At 41.0% G+C, this 20,600-nt stretch carries 18 protein-coding genes and 2 pseudogenes; 16 read left to right on the forward strand and 4 right to left on the reverse strand.

Annotated elements, in window-relative coordinates:
* From ACVBDY_RS00545 to ACVBDY_RS00565, 5 genes and pseudogenes are all read left to right on the forward strand, one after another.
* A pseudogene (locus ACVBDY_RS00545) lies at positions 1–852 on the forward strand (hypothetical protein); the annotation flags it as partial.
* 99 nt (positions 853–951) lie between these two features.
* The gene (locus ACVBDY_RS00550) at positions 952–1,776 is read left to right on the forward strand and encodes a phage tail-like protein (RefSeq protein WP_123217825.1); all 825 of its coding nucleotides are present in this window, start codon (positions 952–954) and stop codon (positions 1,774–1,776) included.
* A gap of 137 nt (positions 1,777–1,913) precedes the next feature.
* Positions 1,914–3,149, forward strand: coding sequence for a T9SS type B sorting domain-containing protein (locus ACVBDY_RS00555; protein WP_123217826.1), 1,236 nt, complete (start codon positions 1,914–1,916; stop codon positions 3,147–3,149).
* A gap of 87 nt (positions 3,150–3,236) precedes the next feature.
* Positions 3,237–4,148 (forward strand): PorP/SprF family type IX secretion system membrane protein, encoded by a 912-nt coding sequence (locus ACVBDY_RS00560; protein ID WP_447173538.1) that lies wholly within the window; start codon positions 3,237–3,239, stop codon positions 4,146–4,148.
* A 23-nt stretch (positions 4,149–4,171) separates the two neighbouring features.
* Positions 4,172–6,100 carry an OmpA family protein gene (locus ACVBDY_RS00565; RefSeq protein WP_123217828.1) on the forward strand — a complete coding sequence of 643 codons (1,929 nt, stop codon included), beginning with the start codon at positions 4,172–4,174 and terminating at the stop codon, positions 6,098–6,100.
* Positions 6,101–6,311: 211 nt separating this feature from the next.
* Here the strand turns inward: ACVBDY_RS00565 and ACVBDY_RS00570 are convergent, their stop codons facing one another.
* The 4 genes from ACVBDY_RS00570 to ACVBDY_RS00585 all read right to left on the reverse strand — a co-directional run bounded on the left by ACVBDY_RS00570 (position 6,312) and on the right by ACVBDY_RS00585 (position 11,592).
* Positions 6,312–6,932: a response regulator transcription factor gene (locus tag ACVBDY_RS00570; RefSeq protein ID WP_447173539.1), complete on the reverse strand. Its 621-nt coding sequence runs from the start codon at positions 6,930–6,932 to the stop codon at positions 6,312–6,314.
* 8 nt (positions 6,933–6,940) lie between these two features.
* Positions 6,941–9,904: an ATP-binding protein gene (locus tag ACVBDY_RS00575; RefSeq protein ID WP_447173540.1), complete on the reverse strand. Its 2,964-nt coding sequence runs from the start codon at positions 9,902–9,904 to the stop codon at positions 6,941–6,943.
* Between the two features lie 145 nt (positions 9,905–10,049).
* Entirely contained in the window at positions 10,050–10,769 is a 720-nt protein-coding gene (locus ACVBDY_RS00580) for a helix-turn-helix domain-containing protein (protein ID WP_123217831.1), read from the reverse strand.
* A 205-nt stretch (positions 10,770–10,974) separates the two neighbouring features.
* On the reverse strand, positions 10,975–11,592 hold the full coding sequence (locus ACVBDY_RS00585) for a response regulator transcription factor (RefSeq protein ID WP_123217832.1): 618 nt from the start codon (positions 11,590–11,592) through the stop codon (positions 10,975–10,977).
* 161 nt (positions 11,593–11,753) lie between these two features.
* Between ACVBDY_RS00585 and ACVBDY_RS00590 the strand changes: the two genes are divergently transcribed.
* The 11 genes and pseudogenes from ACVBDY_RS00590 (at position 11,754) to ACVBDY_RS00640 (ending at position 19,245) form a co-directional block, all read left to right on the forward strand.
* A complete protein-coding gene (locus ACVBDY_RS00590; protein ID WP_447173541.1) occupies positions 11,754–11,873 on the forward strand; it encodes a lipoprotein N-acyltransferase Lnb domain-containing protein in 120 nt (39 codons plus the stop codon).
* A 14-nt stretch (positions 11,874–11,887) separates the two neighbouring features.
* Positions 11,888–12,214, forward strand: a complete 327-nt coding sequence (locus tag ACVBDY_RS00595) for a hypothetical protein (RefSeq protein ID WP_447173542.1) — start codon at positions 11,888–11,890, stop codon at positions 12,212–12,214.
* Between the two features lie 114 nt (positions 12,215–12,328).
* Positions 12,329–12,784 (forward strand): annotated as a pseudogene (gene traM, locus ACVBDY_RS00600) (conjugative transposon protein TraM).
* 298 nt (positions 12,785–13,082) lie between these two features.
* Positions 13,083–13,922 carry an AraC family transcriptional regulator gene (locus ACVBDY_RS00605; protein WP_447173543.1) on the forward strand — a complete coding sequence of 280 codons (840 nt, stop codon included), beginning with the start codon at positions 13,083–13,085 and terminating at the stop codon, positions 13,920–13,922.
* A 101-nt stretch (positions 13,923–14,023) separates the two neighbouring features.
* On the forward strand, positions 14,024–14,674 hold the full coding sequence (locus ACVBDY_RS00610) for an NAD(P)-dependent oxidoreductase (RefSeq protein ID WP_123217837.1): 651 nt from the start codon (positions 14,024–14,026) through the stop codon (positions 14,672–14,674).
* A gap of 745 nt (positions 14,675–15,419) precedes the next feature.
* The gene (locus tag ACVBDY_RS00615) at positions 15,420–16,271 is read left to right on the forward strand and encodes a vitamin K epoxide reductase family protein (protein ID WP_447173544.1); all 852 of its coding nucleotides are present in this window, start codon (positions 15,420–15,422) and stop codon (positions 16,269–16,271) included.
* A 487-nt stretch (positions 16,272–16,758) separates the two neighbouring features.
* Positions 16,759–16,914: a DsbA family protein gene (locus ACVBDY_RS00620; protein ID WP_447173545.1), complete on the forward strand. Its 156-nt coding sequence runs from the start codon at positions 16,759–16,761 to the stop codon at positions 16,912–16,914.
* 115 nt (positions 16,915–17,029) lie between these two features.
* Positions 17,030–17,230 carry a hypothetical protein gene (locus ACVBDY_RS00625; RefSeq protein WP_447173546.1) on the forward strand — a complete coding sequence of 67 codons (201 nt, stop codon included), beginning with the start codon at positions 17,030–17,032 and terminating at the stop codon, positions 17,228–17,230.
* 104 nt (positions 17,231–17,334) lie between these two features.
* A complete protein-coding gene (locus tag ACVBDY_RS00630) occupies positions 17,335–18,078 on the forward strand; it encodes a GLPGLI family protein (protein WP_447173547.1) in 744 nt (247 codons plus the stop codon).
* Positions 18,079–18,172: 94 nt separating this feature from the next.
* The gene (locus ACVBDY_RS00635; protein ID WP_447173615.1) at positions 18,173–18,643 is read left to right on the forward strand and encodes a M23 family metallopeptidase; all 471 of its coding nucleotides are present in this window, start codon (positions 18,173–18,175) and stop codon (positions 18,641–18,643) included.
* 50 nt (positions 18,644–18,693) lie between these two features.
* On the forward strand, positions 18,694–19,245 hold the full coding sequence (locus tag ACVBDY_RS00640; RefSeq protein ID WP_447173548.1) for a hypothetical protein: 552 nt from the start codon (positions 18,694–18,696) through the stop codon (positions 19,243–19,245).
* Positions 19,246–20,600 lie beyond the last annotated feature (1,355 nt).

Here is a 20,600-nt window from a genome sequence, read left to right on the forward strand (position 1 = left end):
ATAGCGACCACGATCGACATCAACAGCATCGTGGATGATGAGACCGTGACCAACCTGGTGGACAACGGCGACGGTACGATCACCTATACCAACGAGGAAGGTATAGCCCAGACGGTGGACATGGCCTCGATCATTGCGGCCAATGAAACAAATACCATATTGGCCCTGACAGACGGCGAGTTGATATATACTAATGAAGGTAATGACAACCCCAATATACCACTGATTTCAACAGATGCCGACAATGCCATTACAGTCGGCACGGATGGATCACTGTTTACGGATACTTCTGCTTTAACTGTAGAACCCTGGTTGGTACAGGGCACTACCGACAAGGCCACCGAAAATGACCAGGACATTTACCAGATGGGCAAAGTGGGTATTGGCACGGACGACATGTTGGGTACGGAGAACCCGGATGTAGCACTGGCTGTTAACGGGGCCATACTGACTACTTCTGCCATCTATGCTGACTATGTTTTTGAAGATTATTTTGAAGGTTTTTCAGAACTGAACAAAGACTATACGTTCAAATCGCTGAAAGAGGTCGAGGACTTTATCAACAGGAACAGGCACCTACCGGGCATTACCAAAATAGATGCCCTGTGCAAAAACCAAAAAGGGGAGTATGTGATCAATCCTTCGGAGCTTTCGGTGCAGTTGCTCGAAAAGGTAGAAGAACTCTATCTCCATACCATCGAACAGCAAAAAGCCCTGGAGGGCAAGGACAGGGAAATAAAAAGGCTCAGGCAACGGCAGGAAGACAAAGACCATGAAATAGAAAGGCTCCAACAACAGCAGGAAGCCATGGAAGAGCGGTTGAGCAGGTTGGAGAAACTTTTTAAGGAATAATCATAATGCCTATGTACAGGCCTATCGGCAGGCACTAAAAACGCAAATGCCGGCAGGCTTATCAAAATAGTCTAAAGGAAAAATAAACAGCAGAAAGAAATGAAACGAATTGTATTAATACTATTGCTCGGGCTTGTTTTTAAGGTTGGATACGCCCAGCAAACGGGAATAGGCACAACAACCCCCGACTCGTCATCCGTACTCGATATCACAGCTACGGATAAGGGAATATTGGTGCCAAGGATAGACCTTACTTCCGGGACATTGGATCTGGATGGGCAACCGGGGCAGGCCACCGGGCTGTTGATCTTTAATATCGGGAATACTTTTGAACAGGGGTTCTATTTCTGGAACGGTACCGAATGGAAGGCCATAGGCGGCACGGCCGGTAATGGCAGTGGTGGGGGTGAAGACCCTTTCAACCCGAATGAAATACGATCGATAAGGTATATAGTGCCTGCAGCCGATTTTATAGAGGATGTATGTTGTATAAATGAGATGACCGGAAAAAGCTTAGGTGATACCAGCAATTTTAGACAGGACAAATCGGCTTATGAAATGGTGGGCGATTCTCAGGGGGAACCTATTATTATCAACGGATTGCGGATGGATTTTCTGGCATATGACGCTACCCGAGTGTCCCCAAAACTGTTCAATACCACCGCCAATGCCATCGTATACAATATATCCTCGTTATCTACCAATGACGCTTATATTGATGGTATCGGTACGACCATTGCTTCGAATCATTATAATTATTTGGTGGATGGAGATGATATTTTTGGGGCATCACCAAATGGTAACGGTGAATATGTGAATGTAATGTTGACCTTTGATACCGGCGAATGGTACCAGTGTACTTGGTTTGCTACTCAGGATGCCAACAATTTTTATTTATATATGACCGCTCAAAGGTTAAATTGATAAAGGAATTTAAATGTTATCATAAATTAAATAGCCTCTTTAAGAGTGATATTGTTATCACTACTGACGCTTTGGCTCTTTTTTCAAACAGGTAAGTTATACCTCCTTAGTCCCTCATATAAGCAAAACATTTAAAAATGGAAAAAATTACAACGATAAGAATAATAAGTGTCTTTACGGTGTTGAACCTGGCTTCTTATGTGTGTGGCCAGACCGTCAATACAGGGGAGCTGGTTATTGCTCCCGATACCCAGGTATCCACTCTGGGCGATTTTGAGAACACGGAAACCGGCGATGTTATCAACGACGGGGAGTTATTTGTTTACAACAACTTCCACAATGATGGCATGGTGAGCTTTAGTCCCGGCCAGGCCACCGGCCTGACCCTTTTTGAAGGAATACATGGCCAGCAGGCCATATCGGGTGACATGCCTTCCGGTCTTTTTCATGTGCTGTTCAACAACCCGGCCTCACAACCGGCCTTTGCGCTTTCCGGGGATATTTCCATTTCCGGGAAGGCCGAATTTCAGGACGGCATCGTGGACGGCGATCAGCACGGCGGGCTGGTCACCTTTGAGCAGGGGGCTTTCCACGCACTGGTGTCCGACCACAGTTTTGTCGACGGCCAGGTCCGGAAAACAGGGAACGAGGCTTTTGATCATCCCATAGGGGATGAGGGCTATTACCGGCCGGTACTCATGTCCGCCCCTTCCGGTAACGCAGACCATTTTACCTCGCAATACCTGCTGGAAAATTCCAATTCCCTCCATCCGCACGCCGACAGGGCGAAAAGCGTAGAACTGATAGACAATGCGGAATATTGGGAAATCAACAGGACCAACGGGGCCTCCAATATCGTACTGACCCTGACGTGGAACGAAGAGACCACCCCTTTGGATATCTTAAGCGAAGAAGAGGGTAAGGAAATACACATTGTACGCTGGGATGACATCAACGAAACATGGAAAGACGAAGGCGGTGTGGAAAACCGCGATGAAAAGACCGTGACCACGGCAGTATCCGGGTATGGCATATTTACCCTGGCCAAGGTCATGGCCGAAGAAGAGCCGGACGGCAGCCTGGAGGTGTATAACGGGGTGTCTCCCGACGGGGATGGCCGGAATGATTTCTTTTACCTTAAGGGCATAGAGCACTACCCGGACAATACCGTGACGATCTACAACCGCTGGGGCGTAAAAGTGTATGAAGCCAAAGGGTATAACAATACCGACGTTCGTTTTGAAGGTTATTCTGATGGCCGTGCCACTATAAACACAGGAAAATTACTGCCTGCGGGAACCTATTTCTATATCCTGGAATACACCAGTGACAACCGTGTCAAAGACAGGTCGGGGTACCTGTATATCAATTAGTGCCCTGAAATAGAAAACAGGAATGTGAAAAAACAAACAAGCCGCCGGGGACACGAGAGGGCTCCGGCAGTACTAAAAACAAGACAGATGAAGAAAACTATCATAGTATTGGCGTTGTTGGGTTCCTGGATCAGCTACGGGCAGCAGGAATCGCAATATACGCAGTACATGTACAATACCATGAGCGTAAATCCCGCCTATGCCGGGACCCGTGGGGTGATGAGCATCTTCGGCCTATACCGTTCGCAATGGGTAGGTCTGGACGGGGCGCCCAAAACGGCGCAGCTATCGGTCCATTCTCCCATTAGTAGACAGGGGCATGGCCTGGGGTTGTCCGTGATCAATGATGAGATCGGCCCCTCCAGGGATACCTATGTCAATGCCAGTTTTTCCTATAAGCTCCAACTGGATCCTTTTACCTGGCTGAACCTGGGGATTATGGCCGGGGGAAGTTTTCTGGAGGTGAACTATGACAAGCTGAACGTTCATGATCCGGATGACCCGTCGCTTAGCGGGAGGCTGAGCAGGTTCTCTCCCAATATAGGGGCCGGCGCCTACCTGCATTCCGATCACTGGTATGTAGGGCTGTCGGTACCTGCACTGCTGGAAACCCGTTTTTATGACGACATCCAGCAATCCATGGCTAAGGAAAAAATGCATTTTTACCTGATCGGAGGCTATGTGTTCGATCTGGATCACAACTGGAAGTTCAAGCCTGCAGCACTGATCAAGGCCGTATCCGGGGCACCTTTGGCGGTGGATGTCTCTGCCAATGTCCTTTATAACGAGAGCTTTACCGTTGGGGCGGCCTATCGCTGGGATGCAGGGCTCAGCGGATTGGCAGGGTTTCAGGTCAACGACAACCTGATGATCGGTTATGCCTATGACTTTGATACCTCCAGGCTGGGGAATTACAATTCGGGAACGCACGAAGTATTTATCCGGTTTGAGTTTGTGTCCTCAGGGCGAAGCAGGATGCGTTCCCCCAGGTTTTTTTAATCTAACCCGACAAATCACAGGATATGTATAAAAAATTACTCATTACTCTAATATTTGTTATCACGGGAAGCCTGTATGCCCAGGAAGCCAGGAAAGCCAGGGCCGATGCGAATTACGAAAAATTCGCCTATATAAAGGCCCGTGAGCTGTATAAAAAACTCCTGGACCAGGACAATGCATCCCGGGACCTTTACGGCAAACTCGCCGATACCTACTACTTCAATGCGCAATATCCGGAAGCACTTGAGTATTATAAAAAAATGTTCGCCCTCGACGGAGAAACAGGCCCGGAGTATTATTTCAGATATGCCCAGTGCCTGAAAACATCCGGGAACCATGAGGAGGCAGAAAACATATTGAACCGGTTTTACGAATTGACCGGCCGGGAAAACGTAGCTAAAATGTCCCTGACCGAAAAACTTGAGGAAGTCGGACGTTTATCCGCGAGATATGAAGTCAAGGATGCAGGCATCAATACGGAATATACAGACTTCGGCCCTGCTTTTTACGGTAAGGACAAGGTGATCTTCGCTACGGCAAGGGATACGGGGATATTTGTAAAGCGGACCCATCAATGGAATGAAAAGCCCTTTTTAAAACTCTATAGTGCCGCGATAAACAGTGAAGGTACGCTGGAAAACCCGGAAGAGCTCCGGGGAAGCCTCAATTCGAAGTATCACCAATCCACTCCAACCATGAGCAGTGACGGCAGGACCATGTATTTTACCAGGAACAATTATATCCCCGGAACGTATGGAAGAGGGGAAGACGGTGTCAATCATTTAAAAATATACCGGGCCACATTTAAGGATGGGCAGTGGAAGGATGTTGAAGACCTGCCCATTAACAGTAATGATCATTCATCCGCTCACCCGGCCCTGAGCCCGGACGGCAAACAGTTGTATTTTGTGTCCAACCGTCCGGGTACGCTGGGATTGTCAGATCTGTTTGTCACAGAGATCCGTGAAAACGGTAGCTTTGGCCCGGTACAGCACCTTGGAGACACCATAAACACCAAAGGAAGGGAAACCTTTCCCTTTATAAGTGATTCCGGGGTGTTGTATTTTGCTTCTGACGGGCATCCAGGCCTGGGGGGGCTGGATATTTTCGCCACGATAAAAGATCCCTTCGGACAGTATCATGTGGTGAATGTCGGCAGTCCGGTAAACTCATCTTCAGACGATTTCGGATATATTATCAATGAGGATACCGGGCGTGGCTTTTTTTCATCAAACAGGGAAAATGCTATGGGTTTTGACAATATATACAGCCTGTTGGATAAAGAGCCTGTTTCCCTTAGGGCAGCCTTATGCGGGCATGTACAGGATAGTATGACCAGGGCGCCTTTGGCCGGCACCAGGATCACTCTCTATGATGAACAAAACAGGGTGTTGAAAGAAGACAGTACCGATCATAAGGGCGATTTCTGTATGGAAGTGCTAATGGCAAAAAATTATAATCTCCGCGCTGAAAAGCAGGACTATCAGACCGCAGAAGAGTTTGTCGACAAACTGGCCGAAGGCGAGAAACGGAAGTTGGTCGTAGCACTGAACAAGGAAAATATTGCCGTAACTACGGGAGATGATCTAACGGAAAAACTGAGACTGAAGTCCATCTATTTCGATTTTGACGGCTCCGCTATACGTAAACGTTCTGAAATAGAACTGGCCAAAGTCATCGAAGTGATGCGCAAGCACCCGGATATTGATATAGAGGTACGATCCCATACCGACAGCAGGGGCAGTGATACCTATAACACGCAATTGTCAGAGCGTAGGGCCAAAGCCACGATAGATTATATTGTTAATAAGGGCGGTATTTCCCGGGAGAGGGTTTCCGGAAGGGGGTATGGAGAATCGCAATTGACCAACAGCTGTTCCGATGGCGTAAAATGCAGCGAGGGAGAACACCAGTTGAACCGGAGAAGTGAATTTATAATCATTAAGATATAAAGAAAAACCTTATTTATTGTTTTCTTACGATTTGTTTAGATCAGGTTGTTTGGTAAATTCAGAGGGGCGGTCAAAGATTGAGATGATCTGTTAAAATACCGCCTCCTGAATTGATTTTGTGGAAATGATCTGAACAGGGTTAAAAGTGTAGAATGTGTAATTTCCCGGAAAAGCCGCTTTGAGTGTGTAGTGTTGACAGGCCCTGACCCCATTATAAATATTCTTTATTTCGCAAGGCCCAGAATAATAAGGAATTGTAAGAAGAGGTGAGGTTCAGCTTTTTTCTCATTTTGGTCTTTATTCTTTCGATATTTTTTTCACTGCAGAACAGGTTTTGTCCCAATTCCCTGTTCGATTGTCCTTCTATGATCCCTTTTAGTACTTTTACCTCTCTGACGGTAAGTTTGTCAAAGTCTTCCGGGATGTCGTTCAATTCGTCAAAACCCTTCAAATAGTTTTCTCCGGCCAACAGCATTTTTGTGCATTCGCAGATCTCTGCCAAGGCGTGTGTCTTTAAAAGGAATCCTTTGGCCCCCGCTTCCACGGCTTCCCGATAGTAATGGATATTATTATGCATGGTTAAGATCACAAACACGGTTTGCGGAACTTTACTTTTTATTTCTTTTAAGATCTCCAGGCCATCTTTACGAGGCATGTTAATATCCAGAAAAACGATATCCGGTTTATAATTCATGACCTTATGATAGGTATCTTCCCCGTCTTCTGCTTCCCTGACAATGATATCCCTGAAATTATTTTGAAGTATCTCCCGTAACCCTTGTCTGAGTAACAGATGGTCGTCTGCCAGTAATATTTTGATCAGTTTATCCATAACAGGCATTAAAGGGGTATTTTACAAAGGATCTCAAAGCCTCCTTTTTCCCCTTTCCTTTTCATTTTATATGTTCCGCCGAGTAAAAAGATGCGTTCTTCAATGCTCTTAAGCCCCAAGGAGTTGACTTTATTCAAAGTTAAGGGGTTGGCTTTCATGCCCTTTCCATTATCTGCGATCCATATCTTTAACCGCTGATTTTTTATTTTGAGACATATCCATGCATCGGGGGCATCGGCGTGCTTTATGATATTGTTCACGCATTCCTGTACGATCCGGTATATATGTAACGCTCTTTCTCCCTCGTAATGGTGATCTATATCGTCATCTATCTCACATCTGAAATACGTATATGAAACTTCATCCATATTTTTTAGAAGGTACTTTATGGCTTTGGTCAGCCCTAACCGGCGGATATATTCCGGATGCAGGTTGTTGGATATTCTTTGCACATCATCGATCAACAGGTCAATTTTAGATTCGTATTCCGGAGTGCTTCCCTCATTCTTTAAGAGGACCAGGCTTTGACCGACCCCGTCGTGAAGTTCCCTGGCCACCCGTTTTCTTTCATCTTCCTGCGCCTCAATGAGCCGGTGTGAATATTTTTGTTGTACCCTGTTGATCTTCTTTAAATAATTGACCCTGATCTGATGCAGCGTATATAATGCCAATAAAATTGCTCCTCCCACCGCTGTAAAAAACCAGGGGGTCTTCCAAAACGGGGGGGACACGCTAAAGGTATATTCGGTATGGCCTTCAGACCATCTCCCAAACCTGTCCGTAGCCCTTAATAGCAAGGTGTAATTTCCCGGCGCCAGAAAGGAAAAGTCAAGCGATGTTTTAGTAGTAGGTGCCGACCAGCTTTGGGCAGAAAGAGATTCCGAAACAAGTTTATAACTATAATCTATCGAAGCCGGAAGAAAAAATTCGTTACTCGAAAAGTGAAGGGTTAAATGGCTTTTATTATAAGGAAGTTCTATATCATATGGAATTCCGCTTGCGTTTATAGTATCATTTTTAATTCCTTCCGGAAGATCAACATGCTTTATCTCTGGGGGCAATGCAGTCATTTTTTCCGTAAGTTCCCAGATAATGAGCTCTTTATCCGTGGTGATGAACAATTTGTTTTTCTCCTTTAATACATCGACTATTTTCTCTGTTTTAATATTGGCGTTCTTTTCGTGAAGCCGGTATCTATGGGTTACATTTACCTGGCCCTTTAAAGAGTCGATCCGTATTTTATATATACTGGAACGATTAACCGCCCATATATTATCGCTGGAATCTATCGCAGAAAACCCTAGGTTTTTTAGCGGTAACCGCTCGTTCTTTAATGCTGTTTCTTTAACCTTCCAATCTGTTTTGGCCGAAGTCTTATAGAGTTCTCCAATACCTATGGTATCTGACTGCACATAGAGGTATTTCCTGTCCGATATTTTAATCGGTATCGTTACAGACGTACTTTTCTTTACTAAATGTTCTTCCTGATCCGGATCCGGAGTGAAGAATTTGTGAACATACCATCCTTTACGATCAATATAAAAATAAGTTCCGACGTCTATGGAATCTGCAAACATATAGATCCTCGGACGGTAGTCCTTATATTTTTTCATTTCTTTTTTTGGGTTTATATTCAGAACAAAACCTTGTTTGGATGTAGTTCCAAAAGCAATAGCCGACTTATCGTTATTTACCGGTAAAAGATGAAATATATCGGCGTCTGTATTGCGATTATCCGTATACGCGTACAGTGAATCTTTCGCTACAAAAATCCCGGCATCTGTCGCCACGAGAGTCTCTTTATTTTTCAAATAGCAATAATCATAAAAAGTTGTAATACGCGGCTCTACTGTTTTGGATACCGGTAAGGTATCTATCTCTCCATTGCCGAGGTTGATCTCCTCCAATCCCTTTTTGGCATTTATACAAAGTAGTGTACTGTCATTTTTTAAATTTAACTTAAAGGTATACGCTTGTGGTTTTAAAGGGTGTTTGTAAATATTCAACCGTAATTTAACGAGACTGCTTCCTGTAACGGGAAGCAACCAGTAATTTTCTTCCGAATCCTTGAATATATCAGCGTAAACAAGATCAAATATATCGACACCGGGATTCAATTTGGCCGGTCTTTTATCCGGGTTCAGGGAATAAATGCCTTTTTCAAAAGTACTTAAAAGTAGCGTATTGTCTTTAGTGGGAAGAATGTCGATTATTCGTAATGAAGCATTGTCAGGGCTCCTGTAATAGGCTTCTATTTTTTCCTGCCCCGACATTTTTAACACCACACGATTCCCTCCTATCCATACATTTCCCAGCTTGTCTTTGTTTATGCAGTAAAAATTTGATTCCGAAAACGGGGTGATCTTTTTAACCGTATTTTTTTCGCTGTCAATGACAACAATGCCGTCATTCATATCCGCGATCCATATTTTACCGTTAAAATATTCAAAGCGGCGGGCATACCTGAATCCGTCGAATTCTTTTGCGATCTCGTTTTTGATATAGTTATATTCGATAAATCTTTCGGTGGTCAATATGTGCAATACGCCTTCGGAAATTTCATTGACCTGCATGTAAAGCTCTTCTGTATTGCGATCGACACCCGAAACAGGGATAAACGCTTTTCCCGTAAATTCATGGAGGCCGTCTGATGCTGCCAAAACAAAAAAACGGCCATCCCGTGTGATCACGGCATCACTTAGTTCTGCATGGCTTAATCCATTTTTATAGCCCGTAAATTCCTTGCCCTCAAATGAGAATAATCCGTTATAACTGCAAAACCAAAGCGTTCCTTCTTTATCCTGTATTACTTTGCTCATGCTCTCTGAACCAATCTCTTTGGTGTCGTACTTCTCATAATAATATTCCTGGCCGTGAATATTTTCCGTACACAAAAGAAAAACAATAAGTATAACGCTCTTTATAAGAACCTGATGTATACGGTTGGACAGTTTATGTCTTTTAAAACACATTTTTAGCACTTCTACAAACAGTCGATTTTTTTGAAGATTTAGCCTGGGAAATACTCCAAAGTGGGGTCATAAAATTTTTCATGATCATTAAGGAAATTCCGAATTAATCTCATAATGTGTTATAAAAATAAGAAAATTCCGGTTGTTATGATGCTGAAGCCCCCTCTTTTTTAACAAAATGTCTTGAAAAAACCACGCTGTACACTTTCCATATCTCAACAATATCGCTGATGTATATTTTGGTCTTATAGGGCATTTCTCCTGCATCTTCATTGATCAGGAACAGGGTGCCGGGAATGTTATTATTGATGTCCACCCTACCTATAAACACGCCATGCGTCCTGTTCACTAATATGTATATTTCACCATTAAGTATGTCTTCAGTGTGTCCAACCCATTCACCAATAGCATAAGAAGTTCCCTTATCCGTAGAGAATAGCGAAAAATCCAGTACCTGGAAGGCTCTTGTATTGTGATTTCCTATATAAGGGAAGTTATACCGGGGCATTTCGTTAATAAAGGAATCCTTATTCCTGTTATTTACATACTGGTATTGGTATTCCCTGGGAATTGCCACCATGCTTTTATGATATGATCGCGATATGTCTACGTTGGAAAACAGTATATTTAAGTCCAGGCCATATTTTCTTCCAACAGTTATGATACGTCTGAAATTCAGGCTGTTCCTTGCTTTCCATGTGGATAACGTATTGGATTCAATCCCTAAAAGCTTAGAGAGTTTTACATCCGTCCTGATCCCCAGGGTCTTTTTAAGCCTTTCCATAATTTCTGCTGCATTAAAGTCTTCCGTACAGTTTATGGCATTAAGCTCTTCCGTAATATCCATGGCATCCGACGCTTTCATATTCCTGTTTTTTTATGTAATTCTAGTTTTTTTATTGCTTTGAATAAAAAAAAGGATAATTAAATACCTTAAAACTACAAGAATATAAAAAGCTAAAGAGTAGGGGGCTCCCTATTTCTAACACAGGATAGGATCGTTGCAAATTGAAGTAAGAAGGGGTATTATATTCAGGGAAACCACCCTTTGATGCGCAAAATTTATACTTTTATAAGTAAACTTCATTGTGGATAGCCCAGTCAAGCAAAGCTCCGTAAGAAGGAGGTATATCCAGTTTTTTCCTTATTTTGGTCTTGAATTTTTCAATGTTCTTTTCGCTGCACAAAAGGTTGCTTGCAATTTCCCTATTGCTTTTTCCGTGTATTACCCCTTTTAACACGTCGGTTTCCCTTTTTGTTAAACCCGAAATAGCGGAATTTGCTGCGGTAGCTTCTTTTTCCAAAAAATCATCTACATACGTCTCCCCCCTTAATACAGCGTCCAAACATTCCTGTACCTTATTAAAGCCAGCCTTTTTAGGCAAATATGCTATGGCCCCGGCAGCCATAGCCTCCTGGAAATGCGTAGGGTCATTGTGTATAGTGAGTACAATGAATGCTATTTCCGGGAGTTCTTTTTTCACCTTCCTTATGACCTCAATACCATTTACACGAGGTATGGATATATCAATGAACACAAAATCCGGCCTGTGATGAAATATCTTTTTTAATGCCTCTTCCCCGTTTTCTGCTTCCGCAATCGCAGTGACATCTGCCATTTTTAAAACCAAAGAACGAATTCCTCTTCTTATAAGGGGGTGATCGTCTACTAATAATACTTTAATCATTTTTATCTGAATCTTGTAATCAGCACTTTACAAAAATACGAATTAGATGAATATTGAACTGTGTATACGTTTGAAAACCGGTTCTTTTATATTATGCATCAACGACTACTTAAAACAACATGATTTTCAGGTCTTTACACTCGTGTTCTTAGAGGTTATCGTTGTCCGTTAATCGAGATTTAAGAAAAAGAAAATATTTATATGATTACTTCGATAATAACTGTACTACTAAATTAGTGGAGTTATTTCAAGTAAATAATAATTTATTCTTTAGTATATGACAAAACAAAAACTAGTGTTTATAGGACTTATAGGTTCGGTGGTATTATTTATCGTCGGCTATGCCTATTGGAAGTTTGGCATGGAGGATTGGGAAGTTACTGAAGTAGAAACCGTAGCAATACCGGAATTGGAAGTTTCTGAACCGGAGTTTGATAATAAAAAAGAAGCGGTAGATGCCTTAGAGCCGGAGCGGGAGTTTACGCCACCCAGTATATATGATGATAAGGAATTGGATAGTATGGGAATTACGATAGATTCTTTGCAGGTTGTGGAGGAAGGTGTTGCTGAAGGTGATGGTTCTGTAGAGTATACATCGTATGCAAAAGAAGAAATTCCTTAAATTACTTGGCTCAAAGAAGCTCGTGAGGAAGGTAATGGGGAGGTGCATCAAGAAAAAGATAATGAGAAGCTTCTAAAGGAATTGGCTAAACAACAAGAGGTATTGTTTGCAGGAGTGCAGTTGGAGGATGCGGATTTGATTGCAGATACGGATGCGCTGCTATATGTAAAGGTTCGAGGAACCCAAACGGTACAAAGTAAGTATCGGTTAGAAATGGAGCTTATGAAATCTGCAAGGATTCGTGGGCAGAAGTTTGAGCGGTATACGCGGTTGTATGGATTTGTGTCTTTTCAACCGAATCGAACTTTGTTACATATTACCCATATCGGAACGATGGAAGTGAGTCTCAAAGCATATGACAAGTAGGATGGGAGTGAAGGTATCTATACCGTGAATTCCTTTCGGGCAGAGGCGACCAAGGAAGCGGTCACTCAGACTATTGGAGAGATTAGTATTCCGGCGTTTCCGACTCAAACCAGCTTTTTACAGCAACTATTGCAACGCAACAACCGAAGAGTAAAGGTCACCATTGATGATGGGTATGAACTCATTTTAAAACCAGAATTATAATAGTTAAAAATGAATTGAATTAAAAGAAAGATGAAAATGATGATGAAATATATAAAAATACTATTAGGAATGATAGGCATAGGAAGTGGTTTACAGGCGCAAGCCACCGGGTATTGGTATTGCTTAAAACAGTTGTGGGGGCTCATGAGGAGTTGAAATTAGAGGTAGGTGAATTGATGGGGAATAGGAGTTTGGAATTGAAGATAGAGTAGCTATTGCTGTATTGAAATGGTAGTTTTACAGTTGTGTTTATTCAAGTTTATCAAAAGTAAATTATAGAAATAAATACCTTTGTGCCATGAAAACAGATATTCAAACATTTGCTTTTAAAGCACTGCCTATTGATATTGAGGTAAAAGATTTGAAATTTATAAAAGAGTTACCTGAAATGTTGGGGCAACCACACAGGGTTGCTTTTTATCAAATTTTATGGTTAGATAGAGGCTATGCTAAAATGAATATTGATTTTCATGAAATTGGGGTAGAGAGCAATGAACTTTTAATGATTACTCCTGGACAAATATGTGCGTTTGATACAGAATCAGCCTATGAAGGCAAACTGATTCTCTTTACCGGTTCATTCTTTAATGGTAGTGAAATCGATGCTAATTTTTTATATTCTTCAGAATTATTAAATCCCATACGACTGCATAAGAAGATAGCTATTCGTCCTGATCAAATGAGACCTTTGGTATATTTATTAGAAAAAGAGCTGATGCAAGGAGAAACCAGTTTTCAAATAGCTATAGCACAAAGTTATCTTCGTATTATTCTTTTTGAATCGGAACGGCAATTTTCGAAAGATGCTACAGTTTTAGTTAATTCTATTGCCAGACGCTTCTACAATGCAGTTGAAAATCATTATAAAAAAAATAGAACTACCGAATTTTACCAAAACCTATTGAGTGTTAATGAAAAGAAGCTAGCCAAAGAAATTAAAGTTTTTAGCGGAAAAACACCTAAAGTATACATAGACTCTAGAATAATTCTGGAAGCGAAAAGATTGCTTATATATAGTGATTTAAGTATTCAAGAGATTGGCTACAGCCTTGGTTTTGAAGAACCTTCCTATTTTAATAAATATTTTAAGCGACATGTCTATTCTACACCTTTTGAATTCCGTAAAAAGCATTATTGAATTCGAAATTGCGGATAATTACCATTTTTAGACGGGAAATTATTATAGGGTTGTAACCACTGCACAGTACTTTTGTTTCATTAAACATTTAAAAGTACAAAATGGAAAAAGTTGTTTTAATTGGAGCTAGCGGATTTATAGGATCTGCACTTCTTAGTGAGGCTTTAGAGAGAGGAATACACATCACAGCAGTTGTGCGTAATCCTGAAAATATTAAGATTACCCATACCAATTTAAAGATTGTAAAAGCAGATGTTTCTGATGCGGCCGTAGTTACTGAAGTAACCAAGGGAGTCTCAACTGTAATTAGTGCGTTTAATCCAGGTTGGACAAATCCTGCTATTTATGAAGAAACATTGCGCACGTACCCAGCTATTTTAAAAGGAGTAAAAGAAGCCGGAGTAAAGCGTATTCTTATTGTGGGTGGGGCAGGTACTCTATTTGTAGCACCTGGAGTTCGCGTAGTAGATACAGACGCATTACCACAAGAAATTATGGGAGGTGTACAATCATTAGGTGAGTTTTACCTAAACACCTTAACAACAGAAAAAGATATAGACTGGACATTCTTTTCACCAGCAGGTATCATAGAACCTGGAGAGCGTACAGGAAACTACCGCTTAGGGAAAGATGATTTAATCATCAATGACCAAGGAGAAAGTAAAATATCTGTTCAAGACTATGCAAAGGCAATGATTGATGAGCTAGAAAATCCTGCACATCATTATGAACGATTTACTATAGGTTACTAAGTTAGTATAAACGACTTCTCAATATGGCAGCACTTAGGTTGACCTAGTTTTAGGTGCTGCCCCTTTGAGATGTACAACCATAATTTAATCTTATTTTCTAAGTACATAACAAAAAATCCATTAAGTTGATGTTGAGTTTGTTAAATCCTGTCAACAGCCAATTTGATAACCAATCCAATCCAATCCATATTTAAAGACACTTACGGCTCTTCGTCCGTGTTTTTTGAAGGTAATGGGCTTGATCTTCCTATCCACAAAATCCCCAATTTTGTAGCACCAGACAATGGCGATCATGGTCAACATGAAAAGCTTTTCCAGCCTGTCCAGTTGAGTGACATGGGTATCCTCTTACAATATCTTGAAAGCGACTATTCAAAATTCTCCCAAATTTGACGAAGAATCGGTCACTACAAAATATCCTGTTTTGAGTAAGTAATATAATTGAACAAAACCCCTGGATAGACATTTATGACAATTTTTGTCACCCGTTTTTGAAAAATTGTAATATATAAACAGGGGATGAGATCGATGATATTATTGGACTTATACTACGGGAGAGATTGAGAGAAATGAATTCTTTAGACAATCTTTTAATAAAGTGAGCCTATTGAAAAAGTTTAAACGAGTTCGATATGCAGGTTATGCAGGTAATAGATTTTAGTATAAAGTTGATTTTAATGAGATATATTGGTTTAGCAATCAGGATTTCCCCCTTCCTTTATTATTTAAATTAGCCTGATATGTTATGGATCATTGCGTTCGTATTGCAAAGAAAATATTGCAATTGCTTGATATCAAGCATGCCAATACATTCTTAAAAGATTCCATATTATCCCACCCGGATCACCCCAGTCTATTGTGTATTTCTGATACTTTGGAAAAATACGGCATCGAAAACCTCACCGTAAAAGTGGCTCCCGAAAAATTATTGGAACTTCCCCTGCCATGTATCGTCCAATTATCAGACCGCGGTGGAGTTTTTGAGATTCTTGAAGAATTCTCGGAAGAAAAAGCCATTATTAAAGGCAATAAAAAAGAATCTGTAGAATTATCTACGAAAGAGTTTTCAGATCGCTGGACAGGCATATGTCTTTTGGTAGAGGTCTCTAAAGAATCTGCCGAACCTGGTATTGAAAGAAAGAAGTGGGAAAACAACATAAGAACTTCATTAACATCAGCAATTATAATTTTGTTGTCCTTTGTAATAACTCCCATATTGATGAAATCTTTTTTGATAGAAGGTTCGTCTACCATCTTTTTGATCGGCAGCATATTATCAAAACTTATCGGACTGGCAACAGGTGTATTATTGTTGTGGTACGAAGTGGATAAATACAATCCCACTTTACAGCATTTCTGTTCGGGAGGAAAGAAAATCGATTGTGATGCCGTTCTCGGTTCAAAATATGCCAAAGTCTTTAATGATAGTCTTAGCCTGGGCTTGTTGGGCTTTTCCTATTTCTTCGGGTCATTATCGTATTTGATAATGACCGGGTTTTCTTCGAGCACCTTTTCCGTGTTAGCTATGTTGAGCTTCGTCACCTTATCAGTGAGTATACTTTCGATTTATTATCAAGGGGCTGTGATAAAACAATGATGTAAGTTCTGTATAATTATCACAAGTATACTAACCTTTGAGATCATTTTTGCATTTTTAGGAGGATTCCTTTTGGAATCCATACACTGGGAAACTTTACCTCTTTTGCTATTTCTGACATTACTTCCAATTTGGGGCTGGACATGGTTAAAACCCCTGTTGAAAGCCAAAAAAGAATCCAACATATATCAAAGAGGACTGAAAAAAATAAAGAACAACCCAAATGTATTTACTGGACTTTTGGCTAAATCCCGGAAATTAAAAATACCAACTACGGGACTGGGAATTTTCATAAATAAAGACACGGTAAAATCAATCTACAAATACCTTTTACAGCAACCACTCATGAAAAGGACCCAAGGACAAAACCAGTAAAGCATTTTTTAGCTATCCATGCCAAAAGGGATAATGATGTGATGCAACGGGCCCTGGATGATTGGTATAAGGCAGAACAGAAAGATTACGAGTTGTTTGCTAAAAATATCCCATGAACGGGGAATTGGAAGAACAGCGTATAAAAATCACAGCTATGCGACAATGGTGTGATATTGAAAATATAACCCAAACCCCTACAATATTTATCAATGGGTATGAATTACCAAAGGAATATCTGGTAGAAGACCTTAAAGAAGTATTGGTTTAAAGAAAAATGGCCAAAGAAACCCTTGGGCCATCAACGATATGCTTTCGCGAAGCTCGACCGAAACCTTGACGGTCATTAAATGTTCAGGGCAAAATTAATTTAAAATTTATCAATAATGAGAAAGTTAGGTTTAAAAGGCTTAGGGATCCAAAAGGATGAATTACTTCATCGGGAGCAATTAAAAACTGTTATCGGTGGTTATTATGACCGGCTTTGTGGGGAAATAGCCGATGGTTATGCCAAAAAAGTATATGAAGAGACTGGGTCTTTGGAAGCAGGAGAAGCTGCTTTTGGAGAAGCTTATCGCCATTGTTAGTATTATATGTAAAAAAAGATACTCAAAGCTTAAGATAAGGGAGAGGTGTAACACATTCTCCCTTATCTCCATCAATAACATTAATGCATATTATATTTAAGACCATGAAGCTTTATTTATTTTCTATTATACTCGCTTTTCTCCTATTACCGGTGAATGCATTTGCTCAAAAGAATGGTAATGTTACTTATGTTACCTATGGAATCAGGCTGATTAATAAAGTAGGGCCCGGTTCGCAGAAAGAGAAAGATATGGATGAACAAATAGTTAACGGATTGAAAGATGTAGAATGTGAGCTTTTCTTTGATGAAACATCCAGTTTATTTCGTCGTAAAGAAAAGTTAGGGTTTGGTTGTGATTTTGGATATACGATGGCTGCAGCTCTTGCCGGGGGAATTCAATATAAGAACCTAAAAGAGAAGCTGAAAATCGAACAACGGGAGTCTTTAGGGGAGACTTTCCGTGTAATCTATCCTTTTGAGCAATACCAATGGGAGATAACCAAGGAAACTAAAAAAATAGGAGATTACCTGTGCTATAAAGCCGAAGCCCTGGTGGAGGGGGAAGACCTTATAAAAGCTACAAAAAAAATGAACAAGATGATTGCCTGGTTTACACCGGAAATTCCGGTCTCCTTTGGTCCTAAAGGAATAGATGGTCTTCCGGGGTTAGTGTTAGAAGGCATATCGAATGAGAAAGTGCTATATTATATGAAAACAATTACGTTTAATTATTCGGATGTCAATCATGATCTTCAAAAACCTAAAGGCGGAATAGAGATTTCAGATGAAAAATATCAGGAATTACTGAAAGAAAAGATGCTCCCAATTCTTAGAGGTAAAAATTAATATTTCTTAATTATTTGGTGGCGGAAATAGCGTAAGCAATGATGGCAATGGCATAGATACGCCTTGTAAAGGCGATCCCATAAGAAATCCGAGTATAGCTCCGTCCAGTGCCGGGAATTATAAGGGCGGCACATATGGTTATACAAGAAACGGAGGGACCAAATTTCACGATGGCATGGATATTGTAGCTGAACCCAATAGCAAATTGTACTCGATGTATGATGGAGTTGTCATATCTACCAGGACAAGTTTTTCTGCCGGGCAATATGCTGAAAGGAGTTATGGAAATTTTGTAACTGTTAAAAGTATTGTTAATAACAAAGTTGTTTATTTAAAATATAATCATTTGAACTCCGTGAATTCAGATATTAAAGTCGGAACCCAGGTAGAGCAGGGGGCCGTCATAGGAACTACAGGGACTACGGGAAATGCCGCAGACAAAAGAGTGGTTCCTCATGTACATATACAGGCAAGAAATGAAGAAGGCGAATCCATAGAGCCGGACCCCTACATAGCTACAACTTTTAATAAAACAACCGGGGAGGGAACTTCTCCTTGTTATTAAATAAATTATGGAATTCGGGTTATAAAAATCAATATTAAAAATATTCTTTTATGAAGACATTTTCTTATTTTACAGTTTTAGCATTAGTTAGTGTAACGGTAAGTGCACAAACGTTAGAAATTAGCACTGCTTATCTTACGAAAGCCGGCTCCCGGACTAAAGTTTATCCTGATGATAATATATCCAGGGCAACCCAGGTTTTTGGTGCACCGAGTGACATTGAGGACTACATTTTTGAAATGGCCAATAGAAAAGGGAAAATATATACATACAATAGGAATAAAGTGTATACTATTGATAACAAAATCGTACGTTTTGATATTAACACCAATACGGTATTATTGGGCATTGATGGGAATAAAACCTTTAAAATAGGAGACAAAATAGTGGAAACCAAAAGGGTGATACCGCATGGCCCCGATAGAACCACTACTTTGATAGATTTAAAATTTTTGGGTAAAAAGGTAGAAAGCGAAGAGGGATCCATAAAAGGGTTCAACTATGCTTATTACCAGGTTTTATATTTGTCCAATACAGACAGGCGATTAGTGCTATATTTCAATTCTTCTAAAGCCTTAGTGAATGTTGGATTGGAAGAATAAGTATAGTAAGAATTGAGCCCTTACATAAAAGGTACATCTTATTGATGAAAAGCTAAAAACTCAGGTAGTCTGAAATGAATTATCTGAGTTTTTTCTTTCAGGAAAATATCTCTACAATATAATTCGTATCCTTAAGCAATAAAGACAACTAAAGTCTACCAATTCAAATGTTCTTTTAGGTCGCAGTGAGTCACGAATTGTCAGATATTGTTTTTACCGCAATAATCACCGGAGCTCTATTTTTGCTTTTAAAATTTTTTATCCCGCTGTACCGGAAGACCTTCGCCATGAGGAACATTCAGGAGAAAGATATAATTAAGGCCCACATATCTCCGGGATTGAACAATCGTCCCATCTGCTTGTGCCCCGGCAATTGATTTGTGCCGGCGAATTACGCATTGATACCTGGAAAACCACTGTAATTTCTACAGAAGTTCCTCTCATGCTCATGGAAGAGGGAATGACCTTGGAATTTCATACTTTCCCCGGCGATTATAGTTGTATTCTGCAAATAAAGCGTTGTTATTAATATTCCAGAAGTGGCACTGATGTATAAAATTTAAACAGTTTCCTATATTTGGGAAAATCTGCTTTGTGTACGTGCCTGCTTTGATATTCAGCTGCTTGTGTTTACTTTCTTTGAGTTTATCGTTATCCGTATCTGTAAACCGTTTTTTACAGGTGTTTTGCCCGGAGGGAACGGTCTGAAACCTGTAATGTTTCGCAGGTTAAGCGACCCGGTTTCTGGTCGTGTTCCATGGCGGTGAAGTGATAAGGGATAATAGCAGGCAGAACGTGCCCCTTGCGGTACGACAAATCTCCCCGGCCCGGCAATACAGGTTCGGGAACACCTCCGGGCCGCCACCGTAAGCATCTTGGCAAGCCCGGCACCGGGGGCAACAGCACTGCCCGGCGGATGACTCCGCTGCCGGGGAGCCGGCAGGTTGAAGACAGGTGACCTCCCGGTAAAGGTTTACCCTCCCTTGCTGACGGACCGGCATACCGTATTCCCGGGCGGATAATCCGGGGTCTGTTTCTGCCATTTAAGGGATTGTGTATTCACTGAACCGGGGTGGGTTTGCCACATATGCATTCCCTGAAGCTGTAAACCTGACCTGGTATGCGGTTTAAGTAACCGGGTACGATTTTATAAGTAATCCGGTTAGCCGTTTAAGCAATGACGTACAAATTCATAAGCAGCCCGGTAAGCGGTCAACGGAAATGCATAAGTGGCCGGCAGGGGCCTTTATACCGCACCCCCATTTCTTTAAACTGCAAAGCTGACCCGGTAAGCTGTTTAAGCAATGGCCTTCGGATTCACAAGTAACCCGCTAAGCCGCCAACCGAACCCTGTA

Source organism: Sinomicrobium halophytocola (assembly GCF_052983395.1).

Coding starts and splice junctions, on each gene's coding strand:
- ACVBDY_RS00550 (WP_123217825.1), top strand. CDS start 952: ATGAAACGAATTGTATTAATACTATTGCTCGGGCTTGTTTTTAAGGTT.
- ACVBDY_RS00555 (WP_123217826.1), top strand. CDS start 1,914: ATGGAAAAAATTACAACGATAAGAATAATAAGTGTCTTTACGGTGTTG.
- ACVBDY_RS00560 (WP_447173538.1), top strand. CDS start 3,237: ATGAAGAAAACTATCATAGTATTGGCGTTGTTGGGTTCCTGGATCAGC.
- ACVBDY_RS00565 (WP_123217828.1), top strand. CDS start 4,172: ATGTATAAAAAATTACTCATTACTCTAATATTTGTTATCACGGGAAGC.
- ACVBDY_RS00570 (WP_447173539.1), bottom strand. CDS start 6,932: ATGGATAAACTGATCAAAATATTACTGGCAGACGACCATCTGTTACTC.
- ACVBDY_RS00575 (WP_447173540.1), bottom strand. CDS start 9,904: ATGTGTTTTAAAAGACATAAACTGTCCAACCGTATACATCAGGTTCTT.
- ACVBDY_RS00580 (WP_123217831.1), bottom strand. CDS start 10,769: ATGAAAGCGTCGGATGCCATGGATATTACGGAAGAGCTTAATGCCATA.
- ACVBDY_RS00585 (WP_123217832.1), bottom strand. CDS start 11,592: ATGATTAAAGTATTATTAGTAGACGATCACCCCCTTATAAGAAGAGGA.
- ACVBDY_RS00605 (WP_447173543.1), top strand. CDS start 13,083: ATGAAAACAGATATTCAAACATTTGCTTTTAAAGCACTGCCTATTGAT.
- ACVBDY_RS00610 (WP_123217837.1), top strand. CDS start 14,024: ATGGAAAAAGTTGTTTTAATTGGAGCTAGCGGATTTATAGGATCTGCA.
- ACVBDY_RS00615 (WP_447173544.1), top strand. CDS start 15,420: ATGGATCATTGCGTTCGTATTGCAAAGAAAATATTGCAATTGCTTGAT.
- ACVBDY_RS00620 (WP_447173545.1), top strand. CDS start 16,759: ATGAACGGGGAATTGGAAGAACAGCGTATAAAAATCACAGCTATGCGA.
- ACVBDY_RS00625 (WP_447173546.1), top strand. CDS start 17,030: ATGAGAAAGTTAGGTTTAAAAGGCTTAGGGATCCAAAAGGATGAATTA.
- ACVBDY_RS00630 (WP_447173547.1), top strand. CDS start 17,335: ATGAAGCTTTATTTATTTTCTATTATACTCGCTTTTCTCCTATTACCG.
- ACVBDY_RS00640 (WP_447173548.1), top strand. CDS start 18,694: ATGAAGACATTTTCTTATTTTACAGTTTTAGCATTAGTTAGTGTAACG.